Consider the following 17,340-nt stretch of genomic DNA (forward strand, 5'->3'; position numbering starts at 1 on the left):
TGATTAAAAATTAAGCGGCTTGCTTTTCTTTTTCGTCGCGTACTGCTGCAACGGCACGAGCAAACTTGGTCGGGATTTCGTTGAGCATGCCAGCCAGTTTGGACAGCAACTCATCGCGGCTCAATGTTGAAGCCAGTGCTTGCACACCAGCAGCGTCTAAACGCTCATTAGGCATCGCGCCTGCAACCAGTTTGAACTGATCATTGCTTTTCGCAAAATTGTTCAATACTTTAGCAGCCGCCACCGGGTCAGTAGAAATACCGTAAACCAGTGGACCAACCATGTCGTCAGCCAATGCTGCAAAAGGCGTACCTTCTACTGCACGACGAACCAGGGTATTTTTTAATACACGCAGAAACACACCTGCTTCACGTGCTTCAGCACGCAGTTTCGTCATGTTGGCAACGCCAATACCACGATACTCAGCAAGAATGATTGACTGTGCATTCGCCACTTGGGCGCTTACCTCTGCAACGACTTCTTTTTTCTCTGTAAGATTAAGACTCAAGGTCTGTTCTCCTTCCGTTAATGAAAGCCCGACTTGCATCGGGCCACTCACGGCGTCCTTGTTCAGGGCATGGAAATATCCTGTGTCGGGGATCGCCATCTGCGCTGGTTTCAAACACCTGTAAACAGAGGATTTCTCACCCATTCACAACGTGTCTTTCAATTAAGTGAAACACACCAACGGTCTTTGATGCTCTTGAGCTAGGCTGATAAAGCGGCCTGACCCAAGCCCAAAGTTCTTGCCTGACCTCTTGCGAGGCCAGTTTTAATGCTTAAGCTGCAACTGTTGTCTGGTCGATACGAACGCCAGGACCCATGGTGCTGGAGACAGACAGTTTTTTCAGGTATACGCCTTTTGAGCTTGTTGGCTTGGCTTTGTTCAATGCTTCAAGTAAAGCAGCCAGGTTGCCTTGCAATTGCTCAACAGTGAAAGATGCGCGACCGATAGTGCAATGTACGATACCACCTTTGTCGGTACGGTATTGTACTTGACCTGCTTTAGCGTTTTTAACTGCAGTCGCTGCGTCTGGTGTCACGGTACCCACTTTTGGGTTTGGCATCAAACCACGTGGACCCAACACTTGACCCAAAGCACCCACGATACGCATCGCATCAGGCGTAGCAATCGCTACGTCAAAATCCAGCATACCGCCTTTAACTTGCTCGGCCAGATCTTCAAAACCAACGATCTCAGCACCAGCCGCTTTAGCAGCTTCAGCTTGTGCACCTTGTGCAAACACGGCTACGCGTACTGATTTGCCAGTACCGTTAGGCAATACAATCGCGCCACGTACCAGTTGATCAGATTTACGTGGGTCGATACCCAGGTTCACCACTGCGTCAACAGATTCGTTAAATTTTGCAGCTGCACCTTCTTTAACCAGGTTCAGTGCATCAGTTGCCGGATACAGCTTGTTGCGGTCGATCTTCGCGCGCAACGCATCAATTCTTTTACCCATGTTATACACCCTCCACTTCAATACCCATACTACGTGCACTACCAGCGATGGTACGTACAGCAGCATCCAAGTCTGCAGCAGTCAGGTCAGGTTGTTTTGTTTTAGCAATTTCTTCAGCTTGCGCACGAGTGATTTTGCCTACTTTGTCGGTGTGAGGACGTGGAGACCCTTTTTCCAGCTTGGCTGCTTTTTTAATCAGCACCGTTGCTGGTGGGGTTTTCATGATGAAGGTAAAGCTCTTGTCAGCAAACGCAGTAATCACGACTGGTACTGGCAGACCTGGCTCAACACCTTGAGTAGCGGCGTTAAACGCTTTACAGAATTCCATGATGTTCAAACCACGTTGACCAAGTGCTGGACCAACTGGTGGGCTTGGGTTGGCTTTACCTGCAGGGATCTGCAGCTTGATGTAGCCAATGACTTTCTTTGCCATTTTTGACTCCTTAAATGGGTACAAGCGCTCTTACGAGCTCCCCGTTGAAAAAACTACTAAGCTTTTAAGACTTAAACTTCTTTTTCGACTTGTGCAAAGTCGAGTTCGACTGGTGTCGCACGACCAAAAATCACCACAGAAACACGTACTTTGTTTTTGTCGTAATTGATCTCTTCGACACTGCCTGAGAAATCTTTGAAAGGGCCGTCGATGACGCGCACGCTTTCGCCTTTTTCGAAGGTCATTTTCTGCGTTGGGTTTGACTTACTGTCATCCATGCGGCGCAGAATAATCTCTACTTCTTTATCTTTGATCGGGGTTGGACGCTGTGCGGTACCACCGATAAAGGAAGTCACGCGTGGCGTACTTTTCACCAGGTGCCAGCTTTCATCTGTCATATCCATTTGCACCAGGACATAGCCAGGATACAAGCGGCGCTCTGAAATGGTCTTTTGGCCACCCTTCATCTCAACCACTTCCTCTACCGGCACCAGAATGTCACCAAACTGATCCTGCAAGTTGGATCTGATAATACGTTCTTCCAAACCGGCTTTCACGGATTTTTCCATGCCGGAGAAAGCTTGAACTGCATACCAACGCATTGACATTAAGCACCTCGACCCATAATCCATTGCACCATGTAAGCGAAACTAATATCAACCAGCGCCAGGAATGCAGCCATAATCACAACCAGCACGATCACGGCCAATGTGGTTTGTATGGTTTCCTGACGCGTTGGCCAGACAACACGTTTTGCTTCGGCAATAGACTCATTAAAAAAGCTCAGCGCCTGTTTACCTTGCGGAGCAGTCCATGCTACCGCGACAGACGCGACAATACCTGCCAGAACGGCAAGTATTCTAACAACCATTGCTTTATCTTCAAAAAGATAAAAACCGGCAATCCCCAAAGCTAGCAACAAAAGGGACAAAGCCAGTTTGATTTTATCGATCATAACCTTAACTTTATGTTTTTTACACCTTTGGTTTGCTGGAAATCAGCTAACCGGGTGTTTGGCAGGCCAAGAGGGTCTCGAACCCCCAACCCTCGGTTTTGGAGACCGATACTCTACCAATTGAGCTATTGGCCTGTACTCTTAAACGTAAAACCTGCACGGGTTGTAGTGCAGGTTTTTACACGATCAAATCAATTATTCGATGATTTTGGCAACAACGCCAGCACCAACGGTACGACCACCTTCACGGATAGCGAAGCGCAAGCCGTCTTCCATCGCGATAGGCGCAATCAGCGCTACTGAGATAGATACGTTATCACCTGGCATCACCATTTCGGTACCTGCTGGCAATTCAACTGCACCAGTCACGTCAGTCGTACGGAAGTAGAACTGTGGACGGTAGCCGTTGAAGAATGGCGTATGACGACCACCTTCATCTTTACCCAACACGTAGATCTCTGCTGTGAACTTGGTGTGTGGCTTGATAGAACCTGATTTGGACAATACTTGACCACGTTCAACTTCTTCACGCTTGGTACCACGCAACAGTACACCTACGTTGTCGCCTGCCTGACCTTGGTCCAGCAGTTTACGGAACATTTCAACACCGGTACATGTTGTTTTCAGTGTTGGCTTGATACCAACGATTTCGATTTCGTCGCCGACTTTAACAATACCGCGCTCGATACGGCCAGTCACTACAGTACCACGACCAGAGATAGAGAATACGTCTTCTACTGGCATCAGGAAGGTACCGTCGATAGCACGCTCAGGCGTTGGGATGTAGCTGTCTAATGCGTCAGCCAATGCGAAGATGGCTGGTTCGCCGATCTCTGATTGGTCGCCTTCAAGGGCCAGTTTTGCTGAGCCTTTGATGATCGGGGTGTCGTCACCTGGGAAGTCATATTTAGACAACAGGTCACGCACTTCCATTTCAACCAGTTCCAGTAACTCAGCGTCATCTACCATGTCAGCTTTGTTCAGGAATACAACGATGTATGGTACGCCAACCTGGCGAGCCAACAGGATGTGTTCACGTGTTTGTGGCATTGGGCCGTCAGCAGCTGAACATACCAGGATCGCGCCGTCCATCTGGGCAGCACCGGTAATCATGTTCTTAACGTAGTCAGCGTGACCTGGACAGTCAACGTGTGCGTAGTGACGTGCTGCTGTCTCGTACTCAACGTGCGCTGTGTTGATCGTGATACCACGTGCTTTTTCTTCTGGCGCCGCGTCAATTTGATCGTAAGCCTTCGCTTCACCACCAAATTTCTTAGTCAATACAGTGGTAATAGCCGCTGTCAGGGTTGTCTTACCGTGGTCAACGTGACCAATCGTACCAACGTTCACGTGTGGCTTGGTACGTTCAAATTTGCCTTTTGCCATGATGTTTTCCTTTATTGATACTGAAAATGCCAATAAATAATTGTGTTTTCACAAATTACGCGACGCGGATGACACCACCCTGAAACGCCACTACTTAAACAAGCTCTATGCTACCAAACTTTACGTCACCAATTTTTTGCCACTAACTTAACGAGAGCAAAACTGGTGCCCATGGCGGGAATCGGACCCGCGACCTCTCCCTTACCAAGGGAGTGCTCTACCACTGAGCCACATGGGCGCTTTTACCTATTAGCTGGAGCGGGCGACGAGGTTCGAACTCGCGACATCTTGCTTGGAAGGCAAGTGCTCTACCAACTGAGCTACACCCGCACTGTGCAGAACACCCAAGGAGGGCTCTCACCATCCCGCTTTACAAACGCCTACAGACAGAAAATTTGGTGGAGGAGGCTGGATTCGAACCAGCGTACTCTGAGAGAACGGATTTACAGTCCGTCGCCTTTAACCACTCGGCCACCCCTCCAAAATCGACCGCGATTATCGCGGCAAATCCAATCAGCGTCAATGCTAACTGTATTTAATCTATGGTGCCGGGTATCGGAATCGAACTGATGACCTTCGCATTACAAGTGCGCTGCTCTACCAACTGAGCTAACCCGGCATTTCGGAAAGGCGCAACTATAGCACTTTTTTATGAGTTTTATCTAGTGCTTTGAGAAATTTTTTTATTCTCAGCAAAAACAATCATACATCCGCAACCGTTCATTTTTATGACGATGCATTTTTGCGGATGTGCAAGGTTACTTGACCACTTTAAGATGGGATTTTTTCGGCGAAGCCGCTGCAGGTGCCTCCGCCACCGACAATTCGGCTTTCGTGTAAGGCTCTGGCGCAGGGCCATCCGTCACTTCAAAAAACATGCCTTGGCTGTTCTCGCGGGCAAACACGCCGGCAATGCGGCCGATAGGCACATAGATATGCTGAGCCACGCCGCTGAACCGCGCCGAGAACACCACGGCATCATTATCGATATGCAGATCTTTCACCGCGGTGTAATTAATGTTCAGCACAATCTCGCCATTTTTCACAAATGCCATAGGCACACGCGTTTGCGCATCCACTTTCACCAGCAGATGTGGCGTCAATGCATTATCAACACACCATTCATGTATCGCGCGTATCAAATAAGCCGTGGTAGGGATCAATGTACTCATGCTGATTTTCCTTAAAAAAACAGCGCGGGAGAATTTCACCGCGCTGCGTATCTGCGAACTAAAAATTACTTGCGCATGGCCTTTTCAGAAGGGGTCATCGCTTCAGCATACATAGGGCGCGAGAACAAACGCTCGGCATACTTCAGCAGCGGCGCTGCCTGGTTTGGCAATTCAATGCCATAGTGGCCCAGGCGCCATAGCAATGGCGTAATCGCCACATCCAGCATGGAGTATTCATCACCCATCAAATAATTCTGCTTACTGAAGATAGGCACCAGCTGCGTCAAATTATCGCGAATGACTTTACGTGCACGCTCTACTCTGTCATCTTCACCGGACTCGATATCCTTGATGTGATTAAACAAATCTTTTTCAAAGTTATACAGGTACAGGCGTGCACGTGCACGCATGACCGGGTCAGCCGGCATCAATTGCGGATGCGGGAAGCGCTCGTCAATGTATTCATTGATAATATTGGCCTCTGACAATACCAGGTCACGCTCAACCAGCACCGGCACTTCGCCATAAGGGTTCAGAATGGCGAGGTCTTCAGTTTTGTTGGTGAGGTCAACATCAATGACTTCAAAGTCCATGCCTTTTTCAAACAGCACGATACGGCAACGGTGGCTGTAAGGATCGACAGTGCCCGAATACAATCTCATCATAATCATTTTTCCCTATAAAAAAAGACACCAAGGCCAAAGCCCTGGTGTCGGACTTGGTTGCTGATTAACGAATATCTTTCCAGTATTCAGCTTTGATTTTCTTCACCAAGACTAACAGCACAGACAAGAACAGCAGCACGAACACACCGATCCACAAGCGGGATTGTTTCGCAGGCTCTGCCATAAATGCCATAAAGTTGGTTAAATCACCTGCAAACTGGTCATATTCTTCAGGACTCAATTTGCCGGCTTTTTCCAGTTTTAGTGTATGCGTTTCATGATCCAGCACCTGCACGCCCTGCAACTCGTACAACACATGCGGCATGGCCACTTTATCAAACACCAGGTTATTCCAGCCGGTAGGACGGCTGTCATCCTTGTAGAAACTGCGAAGGTAGGCATATACCCAGTCTGCACCACGTGCGCGCACTTCCACGCTCAGATCAGGCGGCGCTGCACCAAACCATTGCTTGGCATCTTTGGGATTCATGCTGACACGCATGGGCTCGCCAACTTTCTCACCGGCAAACAGCAAGTTATCCTTGATCTGCTTGTCGGTCAGGCCGATATCCTGCAAACGGTTGTAGCGCATATAGTTGGCACTGTGGCAGTTGAGGCAGTAATTCACAAAAATCTTGGCCCCGCGCTGCAAAGAGGCTTTATCGCTCATGCTGATCGGTGCCGTTACATCAATATGCACCTCATTCGCCAAAGCAGCGCCTGAAACCAGCAACGCTACACTGGCAAATGCCTGAATAAACAATTTCTTCATCATTTGTATGTCACCCTTTCCGGCACTGGTTTGGTTTTGTCTTTTTTGGTGTACCAAGGCATTAATACAAAATATGCAAAGTAGACCACCATACAAATACGTGCGACCACGGTGGCACGATCTGCACGCCCCAGCCACGGCCCGAACTGACCCCAGACATCGCCTGGAACAGTGCCCAGATAACCCAGGATAACAAAGCTGATAACGAAAGCAGTCAACCAGCGCTTGTACAATTGGCCACGGTAACGAATCGACTTCACAGGACTTCTATCCAGCCAAGGCAGGAAAGCGAATGCAACAACAGACAAGCCCATCGCCACTACGCCTGGGAACTGTGAGATACCGATAGGCGGCACAGCACGCAAGATGGAGTAATAAGGCGTGAAATACCATACCGGTGCAATGTGTGCTGGCGTTTTCAACGGATCAGCAGGCACAAAGTTGTTGGCTTCGAGGAAGTAACCACCCATTTCCGGCATAAAGAACACGATGGCGAAGAACACCATCAGGAAGGCGACCACGCCGACCAGATCCTTGACCGAGTAATAAGGATGGAAAGGAATCCCATCCAGCGGGATACCGGTTTCTTTATCTTTATATTTCTTGATTTCCACACCGTCAGGGTTGTTAGAACCCACTTCATGCAAAGCCACGATATGCACAGCAACCAGGCCCAACAGCACCAGCGGCAAGGCGATCACGTGGAAGGCAAAAAAGCGGTTCAAGGTCGCATCAGACACCAGGTAATCACCACGCAGCCATTCGGACAGATCAGGGCCGATAAATGGCACGGTAGAGAACAGGTTCACAATCACCTGCGCGCCCCAGTAGGACATTTGCCCCCATGGCAGCAGATAACCGAAGAAAGCCTCACCCATCAGCACCAGGAAAATACCTACGCCAAACAACCAGATCAGCTCACGCGGCGTGCGGTATGAACCGTAAATGATGCCACGGAACATATGCAGGTAAACCACCACAAAGAACATGGAGGCGCCAGTCGAGTGCATATAACGAATGATGTTGCCGCCAAATACGTCCCGCATGATGTATTCCACCGAGGCAAATGCCAGTTCAGCATCCGGCTTGTAGTTCATGGTCAGGAAAATACCGGTGACGATTTGCAGCACCAATACTAATAACGCCAATGAGCCAAAGAAATACCAGAAGTTGAAGTTTTTCGGTGCGTAATACTCGGTAAGGTGTCCTTTGATGGTACTGGTCAGCGGGAAACGGGCATCGACCCAATCCAGCACACCAGCGGCAATAGTTTTATTATTAGTTGCCATGATATTTTAAGCCTCCGCCTTTTTGTCATCACCAATCAGGATGGTGGTTTCTGTCAGATATTGATGTGGCGGCACAATCAGGTTAGTCGGGGCTGGCGAGCCTTTGAATACCCGGCCAGTCAGGTCAAACTTAGACCCATGGCAAGGACAGACAAAACCACCTGGCCATTCGGCTGTTTGCGCAAAGTTATCATTCGGTGAACAACCCAGGTGCGTGCATGTGCCCAACATCACAGCAAACTCAGGTTTAATCGCGCGTGCCTTGTTTTTGCAATATTCAGGTTGCTGAGGCACTTCCATCGCAGGATCGGACAAATCCGCATCATGCTTGTCCAGAATCGCCATCATTTCTGGCGAACGGCGCACGATCCAGACTGGCTGACCACGCCATTCGGCTGTCATCTTTTCACCTGGTTTCAGCTTGCTGATATCGACTTCTACTGGTGCACCAGCGGCTTTTGCACGCTCACTGGGTAACATGCTGCCGACAAATGGCACCGCCACGGCAGCAACGCCGACAGCACCGGTGGCAGCAGTTGCTTTCACCAAAAAATCACGCTTTTGCAAATCCACCTCAGATGGCGCGCAAAACGACAAACTAGGGTTGTCGATTTTGTTTTCTGACATTGGCTTCCTTAATCTACCCTTTTAAGGTAACAGTTAGATCAAAACTTGAGTCGCGATTATACATTTTCCGCATGCACAATCCAAATATAATTCAATAACTTATTGATATTTATCAATTAAATTGGGTTCTCCACTTCTATATAAATATGCTCAATTCCGTAATTGTTTGCCAGCCACTGCCCCAGCGCCTGGACACCGTAGCGCTCAGTGGCATGATGCCCGGCTGCAATGTAGGCCGTTCCGGTTTCCTGCACGGTATGCCAGGTTTGTTCCGAGACCTCGCCGCTGATAAATACATCCACCCCTGCGGTCACTGCCTGCTGGATATAGGACTGCGCCGCGCCTGTACACCAGGCCACTGTGCGCACCTGCTGTCCTGGGTCACCCAGCAATTGCACCTGGCGACCTAATTCCCCGCTGATATGCTCACCGAGCTGTTTCAATGAAACTGCTTGCGGCAAGGACGCCATAGGCAGCATATTCTTCTCATCGAGATAACGCACCAGCGGCCAGCCGAGCACTTTACCCAGTTGCACATTGTTGCCAACTTCAGGATGCGCATCTAAAGGTAAATGGTAAGCCAGCAGGCTGATATCGTGAGTGAGCAGTTGCTTCAGGCGTTTGCGTTTCATACCGGTGACCTCCGCAGGCTCGCCGCGCCAGAAATAGCCGTGATGCACCATGATCGCATCAGCATTCGCTTCAATCGCTGCGTCGATCAACGCCTGGCTGGCGGTAACACCGGTGACGATGCGACGCACTTCTGGCCGGCCTTCTACCTGCAATCCGTTCGGGCAATAGTCCTGAAATCTGACAACTTGCAAAAAATTAGCCAATTCGCTAACAAGACGATTCAATTCCATCTCTGACTCTCATATACTGATCAATTATTAAAACAATTATTTGACTGCACCCATGCGACAACTCTGGACTATATTCTCACAAGCTGTCACCGTCTGCCTCGGTATTCTGTTTGTGATGAAACTATTTTATCCCAACCTGCTGGTGCAATCGAACGGTCAACAGACTATCGTCAAACAATCCACTCCCGGTGACCAGGCCGCCGCCATCGCTCAAACAGGCTATCGCGGCGCTGTCAGCAAGGCGACACCTTCAGTCGTCAATATCTTCACCACTGCACATATCAGCCAGGACCCGCACCGTGCGCTCAAGAATGACCCTTTATTCCGTCATTTTTTTGGCGAGGAAATGGAAGAAGAAGATGAACAGCCGGAAAACAGCCTGGGCAGCGGCGTGATCGTCAGTGCCGATGGCCTGATCCTGACCAACAACCATGTCATCAGCTCGGCAGACCAGATCGAAGTTGCCTTAAGTGACGGCAGCAAATCGTCCGCCACTGTGGTCGGTACCGACCCCGAAACAGATATAGCCGTGCTTAAGATCGACCGCAAAGCATTACCTGCCATCACCTTTAGCAATAGCGAGCAAATGAAGGTGGGTGATGTCGTGCTGGCGATCGGCAACCCGTTTGGCGTAGGCCAAACCGTGACGCAAGGCATCATCAGCGCGCTGGGTCGCAACCATCTGGGTATTAATACGTTCGAGAATTTCATCCAGACCGACGCATCCATCAACCCGGGCAACTCTGGCGGCGCATTGATCGATACCAACGGTAACCTGATTGGGATCAACAGCGCCATTTATTCCCGCAATGGTGGCAGCATGGGCATAGGCTTTGCCATTCCGGTGAGTATCGCGCAGCAGGTGATGGAACAAATCACTTCCAGCGGCTCGGTCACCCGTGGCTGGATAGGCATAGAAGCCCAAGACATCACGCCTGAACTGGCAGAATCATTTAATCTGAAGAGCATCAACGGTTCGCTGATCGCCGGGGTGTTGCTGGATAGCCCGGCAGACCGCGCCGGATTACGGCCTGGAGATATTCTCACTGCCATCAACAAGAAACCGGTGGCAGATAGTCAATCCATGCTGAATATTATTGCCCTGCTAAAACCGCGCGAGAAAGCCACATTGTCTATTTTGCGCACCGGCAAGAAAGTGGATATCGACCTGGTCGTAGGTAAGCGCCCACTACCGAGTAAAATACCTAAAAATAACTAAATCTGGATTCAGATGGAGGTCGGTGTTGTCGCACGCGGTGGTAGCCAGCGCACCACCAGCAGCCCGGCCTCATATAATATCCACAACGGGATAGCCAGCATAAACTGTGACACGATATCTGGTGGTGTAAAAATGGCCCCCAACACAAACGCGCCAACAATCACATAAGAACGCGCTTCTTTCAGTTGCTCTAAAGTCACCCAACCCATGAGTGCCATCAGTACCACCGCCACAGGCACTTCAAACGCGAATCCGAACGCCAGGAACATGCCAATCACAAAGTCCAGGTATTCGGCAATATCAGTCATCACCGCCACGCCTTGCGGTGCACTCCCGATCAGGAAACCGAACACCACGGGGAAAACTGCAAAGTAAGCGAACGCCATGCCAATAAAGAACAGGATGAGTGAAGCCACCAGCAAGGGCAGCAGCATGCGTTTCTCATGCGTGTACAAACCCGGCGCCACAAATGCCCAGCACTGATACAGTATCCATGGCAACGCCAGCAGAAACGCTGCCAGCATGGTGACTTTCATAGGCACAAAAAACGGCGTCGTGACCGCTGTCGCAATCATTTGGGCGCCTTGCGGCAACTTGGCCAGCAACGGTGCCGCTAGCAAACTATAGAGCTTATCGGCAAAAGGAAACAAGCCGACAAATATAACCAGCAAACCCGCTACTGCACGTAGCAGGCGGTTGCGCAGCTCAACCAGGTGGGTAATAAAATTTTCAGTAGGCGTCATAGGCTAAAGCGCATTCATCACGCGTTAAGACTGCGGCTCATCGATAAACATATCCGTGGTGTCACCGGCTGGTTTGGGTTTAGGTTTGCGCTGACGCTTAAGCGCGGGGCTGACAGTTGCATCCCCATGAGTAAGGTTTTGCACTGCATCTGATGATGGCGCCGGCTGATTGTCTTTGACTGCCATTTTAGATCGGCGCTTAGGCGAGGCCAAAGGGCTTTCTGTCGCGGTTTCCGGCACTTTCGCCCGACGTGGCTTGCGCGGCTTTTTAACGGCCTCAATCGCTACCGGTTCCTCAATCACCTGGGATTCAGTCGGCAGAATACTACGTTCGATATCGACATAACTCTGTTGCAGGCTGGAATGCACCTCGTCCTGCAACTTCTGCAGCTCTGCAAAGCGCGATTCACGATTGACTTCATCTTTGACCTGCGCGACAAAGCGCTGCAAGCGGCCAAAAAAAGCGCCCGCAGTGCGGGCGACTTTTGGCAGTTTTTCCGGCCCGATCACCACCAGTGCAACAATGGCGATCACCAGTAACTCAGAAAAAGAAATATCAAACACAGCGAGACTAGCGCTTATTTTTTGTCAGACAGTTCGTCTGGCTTGGATTCGCCTTTGCCTTCATTGACAGCCTTTTTGAACTCATTGACCGCCCCGCCGACATCGCTACCGATATTACGCAATTTTTTGGTACCAAACACCAGCACCACGATCAGCAATACAATTAACCAATGCCATACACTGAAGCTTCCCATCACAATCTCCTTTAACTGGCGGAGTGGCTGCGGTTATGCCGCAGCCCCACCACCGTAGACATGCAAATGAATGTGAAACACTTCTTGCCCGCCTTCACGGCCCACATTCATTAACGTTTTGTAGCCAATCAACCCTTGTTCTGCTGCCAGTTTAGGCGCCAGCAACATCATGCCACCGAGCAAATCCTGGTCTTCGGCAGCACAGTCTTTTAATGTCTCAATATGTTTTTTTGGCACGATCAGAAAGTGCACTTTAGCCATGGGACGGATGTCATGGAAAGCGATGACATTGTCGTCCTCATAAATACTTTTAGAAGGAATGCTACCGGCCGTGATTTTACAAAAAATGCAATCTGCGCTCATTCTGCCCTGCTCGCTTTCTCTGCAATGCCAGACAGGCCTTCGCGGCGCGCCAGTTCATTGAGCACATCCTGTGCGCTTAGCCCGGCATGACTCAGCAACACTAGGGTGTGAAACCATAAATCTGCGGTTTCATAAATGATTTCTTCGGCATTGCCGCCTTTGGCCGCAATCACGGTTTCTGTCGCTTCTTCGCCTATCTTCTTCAGGATACTGTCCAGGCCCTTGGCATGGAGCTTGGCCACATATGAAGCAGCAGGATCCGCAGATTTTCGCTGTTCCAGCAGTTCAGACAACCGATTTAAGACATCACTCATGATAAATCGCTTTCGGGTCCTTGATGACAGGCTCAACAGTCACCCAACGATCATTCTGCAACTGTTGGAAAAAACAATTGTGACGGCCGGTATGGCATGCGATGCCGCCTTGCTGTTCTACAGTGAGCAGTACTACGTCATTGTCGCAATCCAGACGGATATCATGCACGATCTGGGTGTGGCCGGACTCTTCGCCTTTATGCCACAGCCTGCTGCGTGAACGGGAGTAATACACGGCATGACCCGTCTCGCGTGTCAGCTGCAACGCTTCACGATTCATCCAGGCAAACATCAGTATCTTGCCCGAAGTGAGTTCCTGGGCAATGACAGGCACCAAGCCGTCATCACTCCAGGCCACCTGTTCCAGCCAAGTCATCGTATTTCCAACCCGTGTTGACGCATATAGTCTTTCGCTTGCTGTACCGTAAACTCACCATAATGGAAAATACTGGCGGCCAGCACGGCATCCGCCCCACCCAAGGTCACACCATCAACCAGGTGTTGCAAGTTACCAACGCCGCCGGAGGCAATCAGTGGTACATCTACAGCGTCACTGATCGCTTTATTCAATGGATTATTAAAACCTATCTTGGTACCATCGCGGTCCATACTGGTAACCAGCAATTCCCCCGCGCCCAGGCTAACCATTTTACGTGCCCACTCGACTGCATCCAAGCCGGTCGCATTACGGCCACCGTGGGTGAAGACTTCCCACTCAAATGGCTGGTTGTCGACTTTTTTGGCATCGATGGCAACAACGATACATTGCGAACCAAAGCGGCTGGCAGCATCTTCAACGACCTGCGGATTCAGCACCGCAGTGGTGTTGATACTGACCTTGTCGGCACCGGCATTCAGCAATCGCCGCACATCCTCTACTTTACGCACACCGCCGCCTACAGTCAGCGGGATAAATATCTGCTCGGCCACACGTTCGATAATATGCAAAATCAGGTCGCGGTCATCAGAACTGGCGGTAATATCAAGAAAGGTCAGCTCATCGGCGCCCTGATCGTTGTAGCGTTGCGCAATCTCTACCGGGTCACCGGCATCACGCAGTTCAAGAAAATTGACGCCTTTGACCACGCGACCATTCGTCACATCCAGGCAAGGAATGATGCGTTTAGCACACCCCATTATGCGCTGAGCTCATCTGCCAGTTTCTGGGCTGCGGTAAAGTCCAGTGTGCCTTCGTAAATGGCACGGCCGGTAATCGTACCAATAATCCCTTCAGCCTGCACCGCACATAATTTGCGCACATCATCGAGGTTGGTCACACCACCACTGGCGATCACCGGGATGGTCAGGGCTTGCGCCAGGGCCACGGTCGCTTCAATATTGACGCCAGTCAGCATGCCGTCACGGCCAATGTCTGTGTAGACTATGCTTTCCACACCATAATCTTCAAACTTCTTCGCCAGGTCGATCACATCGTGACCAGTCAATTTAGACCAGCCATCCACCGCAACCTTGCCATCTTTGGCATCCAGCCCGACCATGATCTGGCCCGGGAATGCATAGCAGGCCTCGTGCAGAAAACCTGGGTTTTTCACGGCGGCAGTGCCTATGATGATGTAACTGATGCCGTCATCCAGATAACGTTCTATGGTATCCAGATCGCGAATACCGCCACCCAGTTGGATAGGAATATCACCACCAACGGCCGCCACGATCGACTTGATGGCGTTTTCATTGACCGGTTTACCGGCAAACGCACCATTCAAATCAACCAGGTGCAGGCGCTTGCCACCCTGATCCACCCAGTGTCTGGCCATGGCCGCCGGGTCTTCAGAAAATACGGTGGATTCTTCCATCAGCCCCTGCTTCAAGCGAACACAGTGACCATCTTTTAAATCAATTGCCGGGATAATTAACATGCTGTTTTGTATTGAAAAATAACGAATTTGGACAAAGGGTTTGAAAACACTATCATGGTTTCCAGTTTACAAAATTACGCAAAAGTTGCAAGCCTGATTCTGCACTCTTTTCCGGGTGAAATTGGACGGCAAATACGTTGTCCCGCGCAATCGCACAGGTATAGTCAAACGGGTAAGCCGTGGTCGCAGCTGTCAGCGCCGATTCTGCAGGCGCCACATAGTAACTATGCACATAATAAAAGCGTGCAAGATCAGGGATATCCTGCCACAAATCATGTTTCAGGGCTTGCTGTACCTTACTCCAGCCCATGTGTGGTACTTTCAGCTTGGCGCCGTGAGCATCCACCATTTTTTCGGCTGGAAAGCGCTTCACTTCACCGGGGTAAATACCCAGGCCAGGCACATCGCCTTCTTCAGAATGCTCGAACAGCATTTGCAAACCGATGCAAATCCCCAGGAAAGGCTTGTCACGTGTCGCCGCAATCACAGCCTGTCGTAAACCACGCGTATCCAGTTCACGAATACAGTCCGGCATCGCGCCCTGCCCGGGAAACACCACGCGTTCAGCAGCGGCAATCTGTTCCGGATCGCTGGTGATCTCGATGTGCACATCCGGCGCAACTGCTTTCAAGGCATTGGCGACAGATCTTAAATTACCCATGCCGTAATCAATGACGGCGACTTGCAAACGATTCATGTATGGCGTATCGGCTTATAGCGAACCCTTGGTCGATGGCATCATTCCAGCCATGCGCGGGTCAGGGGTAATGGCAACGCGCAAGGCACGGCCAAACGCTTTGAAAATAGTTTCCGCCTGATGATGCGCATTATGACCTTTCAGGTTATCAATGTGCAAAGTCACCAGCGAGTGGTTGATGAACCCCTGAAAGAATTCATAGAACAAGTCTACATCAAACTCACCGATCATGGCACGCGTAAACTTGCAGTCAAACTCGAGGCCAGGACGCCCGGACAGGTCGAGCACAACACGGCTCAAAGCTTCGTCCAGCGGCACATAGCTGTGGCCATAACGCGTCAGACCTTTTTTATCACCTAGGGCCTTTGCAAAGGCCTGGCCCAGGGTAATGCCGATATCTTCAACCGTGTGGTGTCCATCAATATGCAGATCACCTTTGGCATGCACTTTTAAATCTATCATGCCGTGGCGGGCAATTTGATCCAGCATGTGGTCCAGAAAACCCAGGCCGCTCTGCAAATCAGACACGCCGGTGCCATCCAGATTGATAGCAACTGTAATTTGGGTTTCGAGTGTATTGCGCGTGACTTCAGCTTGGCGTGACATAGTGGGAAAAGAGGTGTTCACAGAGATTTAGCAAATAATACAGGCATTTTACCGCAAGTCTTCGCGGCTAGGCAAAATCTGTCACTAAAAACAAAAAAGCAGCCCGTGAGGACTGCTTTTTAGACTGCTGACTATCTGCTGTTGACCAGCCCGGGGCGGCCAACAGATCAAATCAAACAGAGATTAGTTAGCTGGAGTTTCTGCAGCAGGTGCAGCTTCTTCAGTTGCCGCTGGAGCAGCTTCTTCAGTAGCAGCAGGTGCTTCAGCAGCAGGCGCAGCATCAGCAGGTGCAGCCTCTTCAGCTACTGGCGCTTCTGAAGCAGGAGCAGCTTCTTCAGATTTTTTACCCAGCAGTGAGAATACCAATACTGCAGCAACAGCAGCGATAATCCATGGCAGCAACTTGTTGCCACCTTTAGCAGAAGTACCAGCACCGTGTGCGATTTTTGTGATTTCTGAAGCAGCAGCAGCAGGATCAGCAGCACCGTAGATAGCAGCGCCAGCAACAACGATGTCAGCACCAGCATCTACCACTTGTTTAGTAGTTGCAGCCTTAACACCACCAGCAACAGATACTTTAGCGCCTGTTTTCAAGCCAGATACCAGGCCCAGGTCAGCAAATGGTGTATGGCCAGCAGCTTGTTGATCCAAGCCAGTGTGTACGCCAATGATGTGCGCGCCCAATTTAACGACTTCTAATGTGCGTGCTTTTTTGTCTTTTACGTTGATCAGGTCAACTTGCGCTTCTTTACCGTATTTGTTAGCAGCATCGACCACACCTTTGATCGTACCAACATCTGCAGTACCCAGCACAGTCACGATATCCGCGCCGGCTTTGTAGAATGGCTCAGCTTCGTAGAAGCCAGCATCCATGGTTTTCAGGTCAACCAAAATCTTGTTGTTAGGGAATTTAGTACGCAATGCTTTCAACAGTTCGATACCGTTATGCTTGATACAAGGTGTACCAATTTCCAGGATATCAACATGTGGCGCCACTTTGGCGGCCAAAGCGATTGTTGCGTCAAAATCCAATGAGTCTAATGCCATCTGGGTTTGTGCCATTTTTCTTCCTCCGAGTTTGCTCTATTTTAAATCCAATGAACTTTTGCGCAGCAATGATGCAAACGCAACCCTC

General features: G+C 50.2%; 24 protein-coding genes and 5 tRNA genes. 1 reads left to right on the top strand and 28 read right to left on the bottom strand.

The annotated features are described in order from the left end of the window. Positions 1–10: 10 nt before the first annotated feature. From rplJ to ACTS9Y_RS04195, 17 genes are all read right to left on the bottom strand, one after another. The gene (gene rplJ / locus ACTS9Y_RS04115) at positions 11–508 is read right to left on the bottom strand and encodes a 50S ribosomal protein L10 (RefSeq protein ID WP_442584720.1); all 498 of its coding nucleotides are present in this window, start codon (positions 506–508) and stop codon (positions 11–13) included. Positions 509–779: 271 nt separating this feature from the next. After that, a complete protein-coding gene (gene rplA / locus ACTS9Y_RS04120; protein ID WP_442584721.1) occupies positions 780–1,466 on the bottom strand; it encodes a 50S ribosomal protein L1 in 687 nt (228 codons plus the stop codon). A 1-nt stretch (position 1,467) separates the two neighbouring features. Then, complete coding sequence (gene rplK, locus ACTS9Y_RS04125) at positions 1,468–1,899, bottom strand: 50S ribosomal protein L11 (RefSeq protein ID WP_379057022.1); 432 nt, start codon at positions 1,897–1,899, stop codon at positions 1,468–1,470. A 71-nt stretch (positions 1,900–1,970) separates the two neighbouring features. Next, on the bottom strand, positions 1,971–2,507 hold the full coding sequence (gene nusG / locus ACTS9Y_RS04130) for a transcription termination/antitermination protein NusG (RefSeq protein WP_379035199.1): 537 nt from the start codon (positions 2,505–2,507) through the stop codon (positions 1,971–1,973). Next, the gene (gene secE / locus ACTS9Y_RS04135; RefSeq protein ID WP_442584722.1) at positions 2,507–2,854 is read right to left on the bottom strand and encodes a preprotein translocase subunit SecE; all 348 of its coding nucleotides are present in this window, start codon (positions 2,852–2,854) and stop codon (positions 2,507–2,509) included. Before secE ends, nusG begins: the two co-directional genes overlap by 1 nt. Before the next feature lie 59 nt (positions 2,855–2,913). Further along, positions 2,914–2,989 (bottom strand) — tRNA-Trp (locus ACTS9Y_RS04140). A gap of 60 nt (positions 2,990–3,049) precedes the next feature. Beyond that, positions 3,050–4,240, bottom strand: a complete 1,191-nt coding sequence (gene tuf / locus ACTS9Y_RS04145; protein ID WP_442584715.1) for an elongation factor Tu — start codon at positions 4,238–4,240, stop codon at positions 3,050–3,052. Between the two features lie 163 nt (positions 4,241–4,403). Next, positions 4,404–4,478: transfer RNA gene (locus tag ACTS9Y_RS04150), tRNA-Thr, on the bottom strand. A 16-nt stretch (positions 4,479–4,494) separates the two neighbouring features. Beyond that, positions 4,495–4,570: transfer RNA gene (locus ACTS9Y_RS04155), tRNA-Gly, on the bottom strand. A gap of 66 nt (positions 4,571–4,636) precedes the next feature. Continuing rightward, positions 4,637–4,721 (bottom strand) — tRNA-Tyr (locus ACTS9Y_RS04160). Positions 4,722–4,783: 62 nt separating this feature from the next. Further along, a tRNA-Thr gene (locus ACTS9Y_RS04165) sits at positions 4,784–4,859 on the bottom strand. Positions 4,860–4,998: 139 nt separating this feature from the next. Beyond that, positions 4,999–5,412 carry a ClpXP protease specificity-enhancing factor gene (locus ACTS9Y_RS04170; protein WP_442584723.1) on the bottom strand — a complete coding sequence of 138 codons (414 nt, stop codon included), beginning with the start codon at positions 5,410–5,412 and terminating at the stop codon, positions 4,999–5,001. Positions 5,413–5,477: 65 nt separating this feature from the next. Next, positions 5,478–6,077: a glutathione S-transferase N-terminal domain-containing protein gene (locus tag ACTS9Y_RS04175; protein WP_442584724.1), complete on the bottom strand. Its 600-nt coding sequence runs from the start codon at positions 6,075–6,077 to the stop codon at positions 5,478–5,480. A 64-nt stretch (positions 6,078–6,141) separates the two neighbouring features. Next, entirely contained in the window at positions 6,142–6,852 is a 711-nt protein-coding gene (locus tag ACTS9Y_RS04180; RefSeq protein ID WP_442584725.1) for a cytochrome c1, read from the bottom strand. After that, a complete protein-coding gene (locus ACTS9Y_RS04185; protein ID WP_442584726.1) occupies positions 6,849–8,138 on the bottom strand; it encodes a cytochrome b in 1,290 nt (429 codons plus the stop codon). The genes ACTS9Y_RS04180 and ACTS9Y_RS04185 overlap by 4 nt, the downstream gene beginning before the upstream one ends. A gap of 6 nt (positions 8,139–8,144) precedes the next feature. Beyond that, the gene (gene petA / locus ACTS9Y_RS04190; RefSeq protein ID WP_442584727.1) at positions 8,145–8,765 is read right to left on the bottom strand and encodes a ubiquinol-cytochrome c reductase iron-sulfur subunit; all 621 of its coding nucleotides are present in this window, start codon (positions 8,763–8,765) and stop codon (positions 8,145–8,147) included. Positions 8,766–8,881: 116 nt separating this feature from the next. Next, positions 8,882–9,628 carry a Nif3-like dinuclear metal center hexameric protein gene (locus tag ACTS9Y_RS04195; protein WP_442584728.1) on the bottom strand — a complete coding sequence of 249 codons (747 nt, stop codon included), beginning with the start codon at positions 9,626–9,628 and terminating at the stop codon, positions 8,882–8,884. A gap of 52 nt (positions 9,629–9,680) precedes the next feature. Between ACTS9Y_RS04195 and ACTS9Y_RS04200 the strand changes: the two genes are divergently transcribed. Beyond that, positions 9,681–10,847 (top strand): S1C family serine protease, encoded by a 1,167-nt coding sequence (locus ACTS9Y_RS04200; RefSeq protein WP_442584729.1) that lies wholly within the window; start codon positions 9,681–9,683, stop codon positions 10,845–10,847. Between the two features lie 8 nt (positions 10,848–10,855). On the opposite strand, the gene tatC is transcribed toward ACTS9Y_RS04200, so the two are convergent. The 11 genes from tatC to hxlA all read right to left on the bottom strand — a co-directional run bounded on the left by tatC (position 10,856) and on the right by hxlA (position 17,267). Beyond that, on the bottom strand, positions 10,856–11,590 hold the full coding sequence (gene tatC / locus ACTS9Y_RS04205) for a twin-arginine translocase subunit TatC (protein WP_442584730.1): 735 nt from the start codon (positions 11,588–11,590) through the stop codon (positions 10,856–10,858). A gap of 24 nt (positions 11,591–11,614) precedes the next feature. Beyond that, entirely contained in the window at positions 11,615–12,154 is a 540-nt protein-coding gene (gene tatB, locus ACTS9Y_RS04210; protein ID WP_442584731.1) for a Sec-independent protein translocase protein TatB, read from the bottom strand. 14 nt (positions 12,155–12,168) lie between these two features. Next, entirely contained in the window at positions 12,169–12,348 is a 180-nt protein-coding gene (gene tatA / locus ACTS9Y_RS04215) for a Sec-independent protein translocase subunit TatA (protein WP_379057032.1), read from the bottom strand. Positions 12,349–12,381: 33 nt separating this feature from the next. Next, complete coding sequence (locus tag ACTS9Y_RS04220) at positions 12,382–12,711, bottom strand: histidine triad nucleotide-binding protein (RefSeq protein WP_442584732.1); 330 nt, start codon at positions 12,709–12,711, stop codon at positions 12,382–12,384. Then, on the bottom strand, positions 12,708–13,025 hold the full coding sequence (locus ACTS9Y_RS04225; protein ID WP_442584733.1) for a phosphoribosyl-ATP diphosphatase: 318 nt from the start codon (positions 13,023–13,025) through the stop codon (positions 12,708–12,710). Before ACTS9Y_RS04225 ends, ACTS9Y_RS04220 begins: the two co-directional genes overlap by 4 nt. Continuing rightward, a complete protein-coding gene (gene hisI, locus ACTS9Y_RS04230; RefSeq protein ID WP_442584734.1) occupies positions 13,018–13,401 on the bottom strand; it encodes a phosphoribosyl-AMP cyclohydrolase in 384 nt (127 codons plus the stop codon). The genes ACTS9Y_RS04225 and hisI overlap by 8 nt, the downstream gene beginning before the upstream one ends. After that, positions 13,398–14,162: an imidazole glycerol phosphate synthase subunit HisF gene (gene hisF / locus ACTS9Y_RS04235; RefSeq protein ID WP_442584735.1), complete on the bottom strand. Its 765-nt coding sequence runs from the start codon at positions 14,160–14,162 to the stop codon at positions 13,398–13,400. Before hisF ends, hisI begins: the two co-directional genes overlap by 4 nt. Further along, the gene (hisA, locus tag ACTS9Y_RS04240; protein ID WP_442584736.1) at positions 14,162–14,902 is read right to left on the bottom strand and encodes a 1-(5-phosphoribosyl)-5-[(5-phosphoribosylamino)methylideneamino]imidazole-4-carboxamide isomerase; all 741 of its coding nucleotides are present in this window, start codon (positions 14,900–14,902) and stop codon (positions 14,162–14,164) included. The genes hisF and hisA overlap by 1 nt, the downstream gene beginning before the upstream one ends. Positions 14,903–14,954: 52 nt before the next feature. Further along, the gene (gene hisH / locus ACTS9Y_RS04245) at positions 14,955–15,599 is read right to left on the bottom strand and encodes an imidazole glycerol phosphate synthase subunit HisH (RefSeq protein ID WP_442584737.1); all 645 of its coding nucleotides are present in this window, start codon (positions 15,597–15,599) and stop codon (positions 14,955–14,957) included. A gap of 15 nt (positions 15,600–15,614) precedes the next feature. Then, positions 15,615–16,205, bottom strand: coding sequence for an imidazoleglycerol-phosphate dehydratase HisB (gene hisB / locus ACTS9Y_RS04250; protein WP_442584738.1), 591 nt, complete (start codon positions 16,203–16,205; stop codon positions 15,615–15,617). 183 nt (positions 16,206–16,388) lie between these two features. Continuing rightward, on the bottom strand, positions 16,389–17,267 hold the full coding sequence (gene hxlA, locus ACTS9Y_RS04255; protein WP_442584739.1) for a 3-hexulose-6-phosphate synthase: 879 nt from the start codon (positions 17,265–17,267) through the stop codon (positions 16,389–16,391). Positions 17,268–17,340 lie beyond the last annotated feature (73 nt).

This window comes from Methylophilus sp. (genome assembly GCF_052173275.1).
GTDB lineage: Bacteria > Pseudomonadota > Gammaproteobacteria > Burkholderiales > Methylophilaceae > Methylophilus.

Coding starts and splice junctions, on each gene's coding strand:
- rplA (WP_442584721.1), bottom strand. CDS start 1,466: ATGGGTAAAAGAATTGATGCGTTGCGCGCGAAGATCGACCGCAACAAG.
- rplK (WP_379057022.1), bottom strand. CDS start 1,899: ATGGCAAAGAAAGTCATTGGCTACATCAAGCTGCAGATCCCTGCAGGT.
- nusG (WP_379035199.1), bottom strand. CDS start 2,507: ATGTCAATGCGTTGGTATGCAGTTCAAGCTTTCTCCGGCATGGAAAAA.
- secE (WP_442584722.1), bottom strand. CDS start 2,854: ATGATCGATAAAATCAAACTGGCTTTGTCCCTTTTGTTGCTAGCTTTG.
- tuf (WP_442584715.1), bottom strand. CDS start 4,240: ATGGCAAAAGGCAAATTTGAACGTACCAAGCCACACGTGAACGTTGGT.
- ACTS9Y_RS04170 (WP_442584723.1), bottom strand. CDS start 5,412: ATGAGTACATTGATCCCTACCACGGCTTATTTGATACGCGCGATACAT.
- ACTS9Y_RS04175 (WP_442584724.1), bottom strand. CDS start 6,077: ATGATGAGATTGTATTCGGGCACTGTCGATCCTTACAGCCACCGTTGC.
- ACTS9Y_RS04180 (WP_442584725.1), bottom strand. CDS start 6,852: ATGATGAAGAAATTGTTTATTCAGGCATTTGCCAGTGTAGCGTTGCTG.
- ACTS9Y_RS04185 (WP_442584726.1), bottom strand. CDS start 8,138: ATGGCAACTAATAATAAAACTATTGCCGCTGGTGTGCTGGATTGGGTC.
- petA (WP_442584727.1), bottom strand. CDS start 8,765: ATGTCAGAAAACAAAATCGACAACCCTAGTTTGTCGTTTTGCGCGCCA.
- ACTS9Y_RS04195 (WP_442584728.1), bottom strand. CDS start 9,628: ATGGAATTGAATCGTCTTGTTAGCGAATTGGCTAATTTTTTGCAAGTT.
- ACTS9Y_RS04200 (WP_442584729.1), top strand. CDS start 9,681: ATGCGACAACTCTGGACTATATTCTCACAAGCTGTCACCGTCTGCCTC.
- tatC (WP_442584730.1), bottom strand. CDS start 11,590: ATGACGCCTACTGAAAATTTTATTACCCACCTGGTTGAGCTGCGCAAC.
- tatA (WP_379057032.1), bottom strand. CDS start 12,348: ATGGGAAGCTTCAGTGTATGGCATTGGTTAATTGTATTGCTGATCGTG.
- ACTS9Y_RS04220 (WP_442584732.1), bottom strand. CDS start 12,711: ATGAGCGCAGATTGCATTTTTTGTAAAATCACGGCCGGTAGCATTCCT.
- ACTS9Y_RS04225 (WP_442584733.1), bottom strand. CDS start 13,025: ATGAGTGATGTCTTAAATCGGTTGTCTGAACTGCTGGAACAGCGAAAA.
- hisI (WP_442584734.1), bottom strand. CDS start 13,401: ATGACTTGGCTGGAACAGGTGGCCTGGAGTGATGACGGCTTGGTGCCT.
- hisF (WP_442584735.1), bottom strand. CDS start 14,162: ATGGGGTGTGCTAAACGCATCATTCCTTGCCTGGATGTGACGAATGGT.
- hisA (WP_442584736.1), bottom strand. CDS start 14,902: ATGTTAATTATCCCGGCAATTGATTTAAAAGATGGTCACTGTGTTCGC.
- hisH (WP_442584737.1), bottom strand. CDS start 15,599: ATGAATCGTTTGCAAGTCGCCGTCATTGATTACGGCATGGGTAATTTA.
- hisB (WP_442584738.1), bottom strand. CDS start 16,205: ATGTCACGCCAAGCTGAAGTCACGCGCAATACACTCGAAACCCAAATT.
- hxlA (WP_442584739.1), bottom strand. CDS start 17,267: ATGGCACAAACCCAGATGGCATTAGACTCATTGGATTTTGACGCAACA.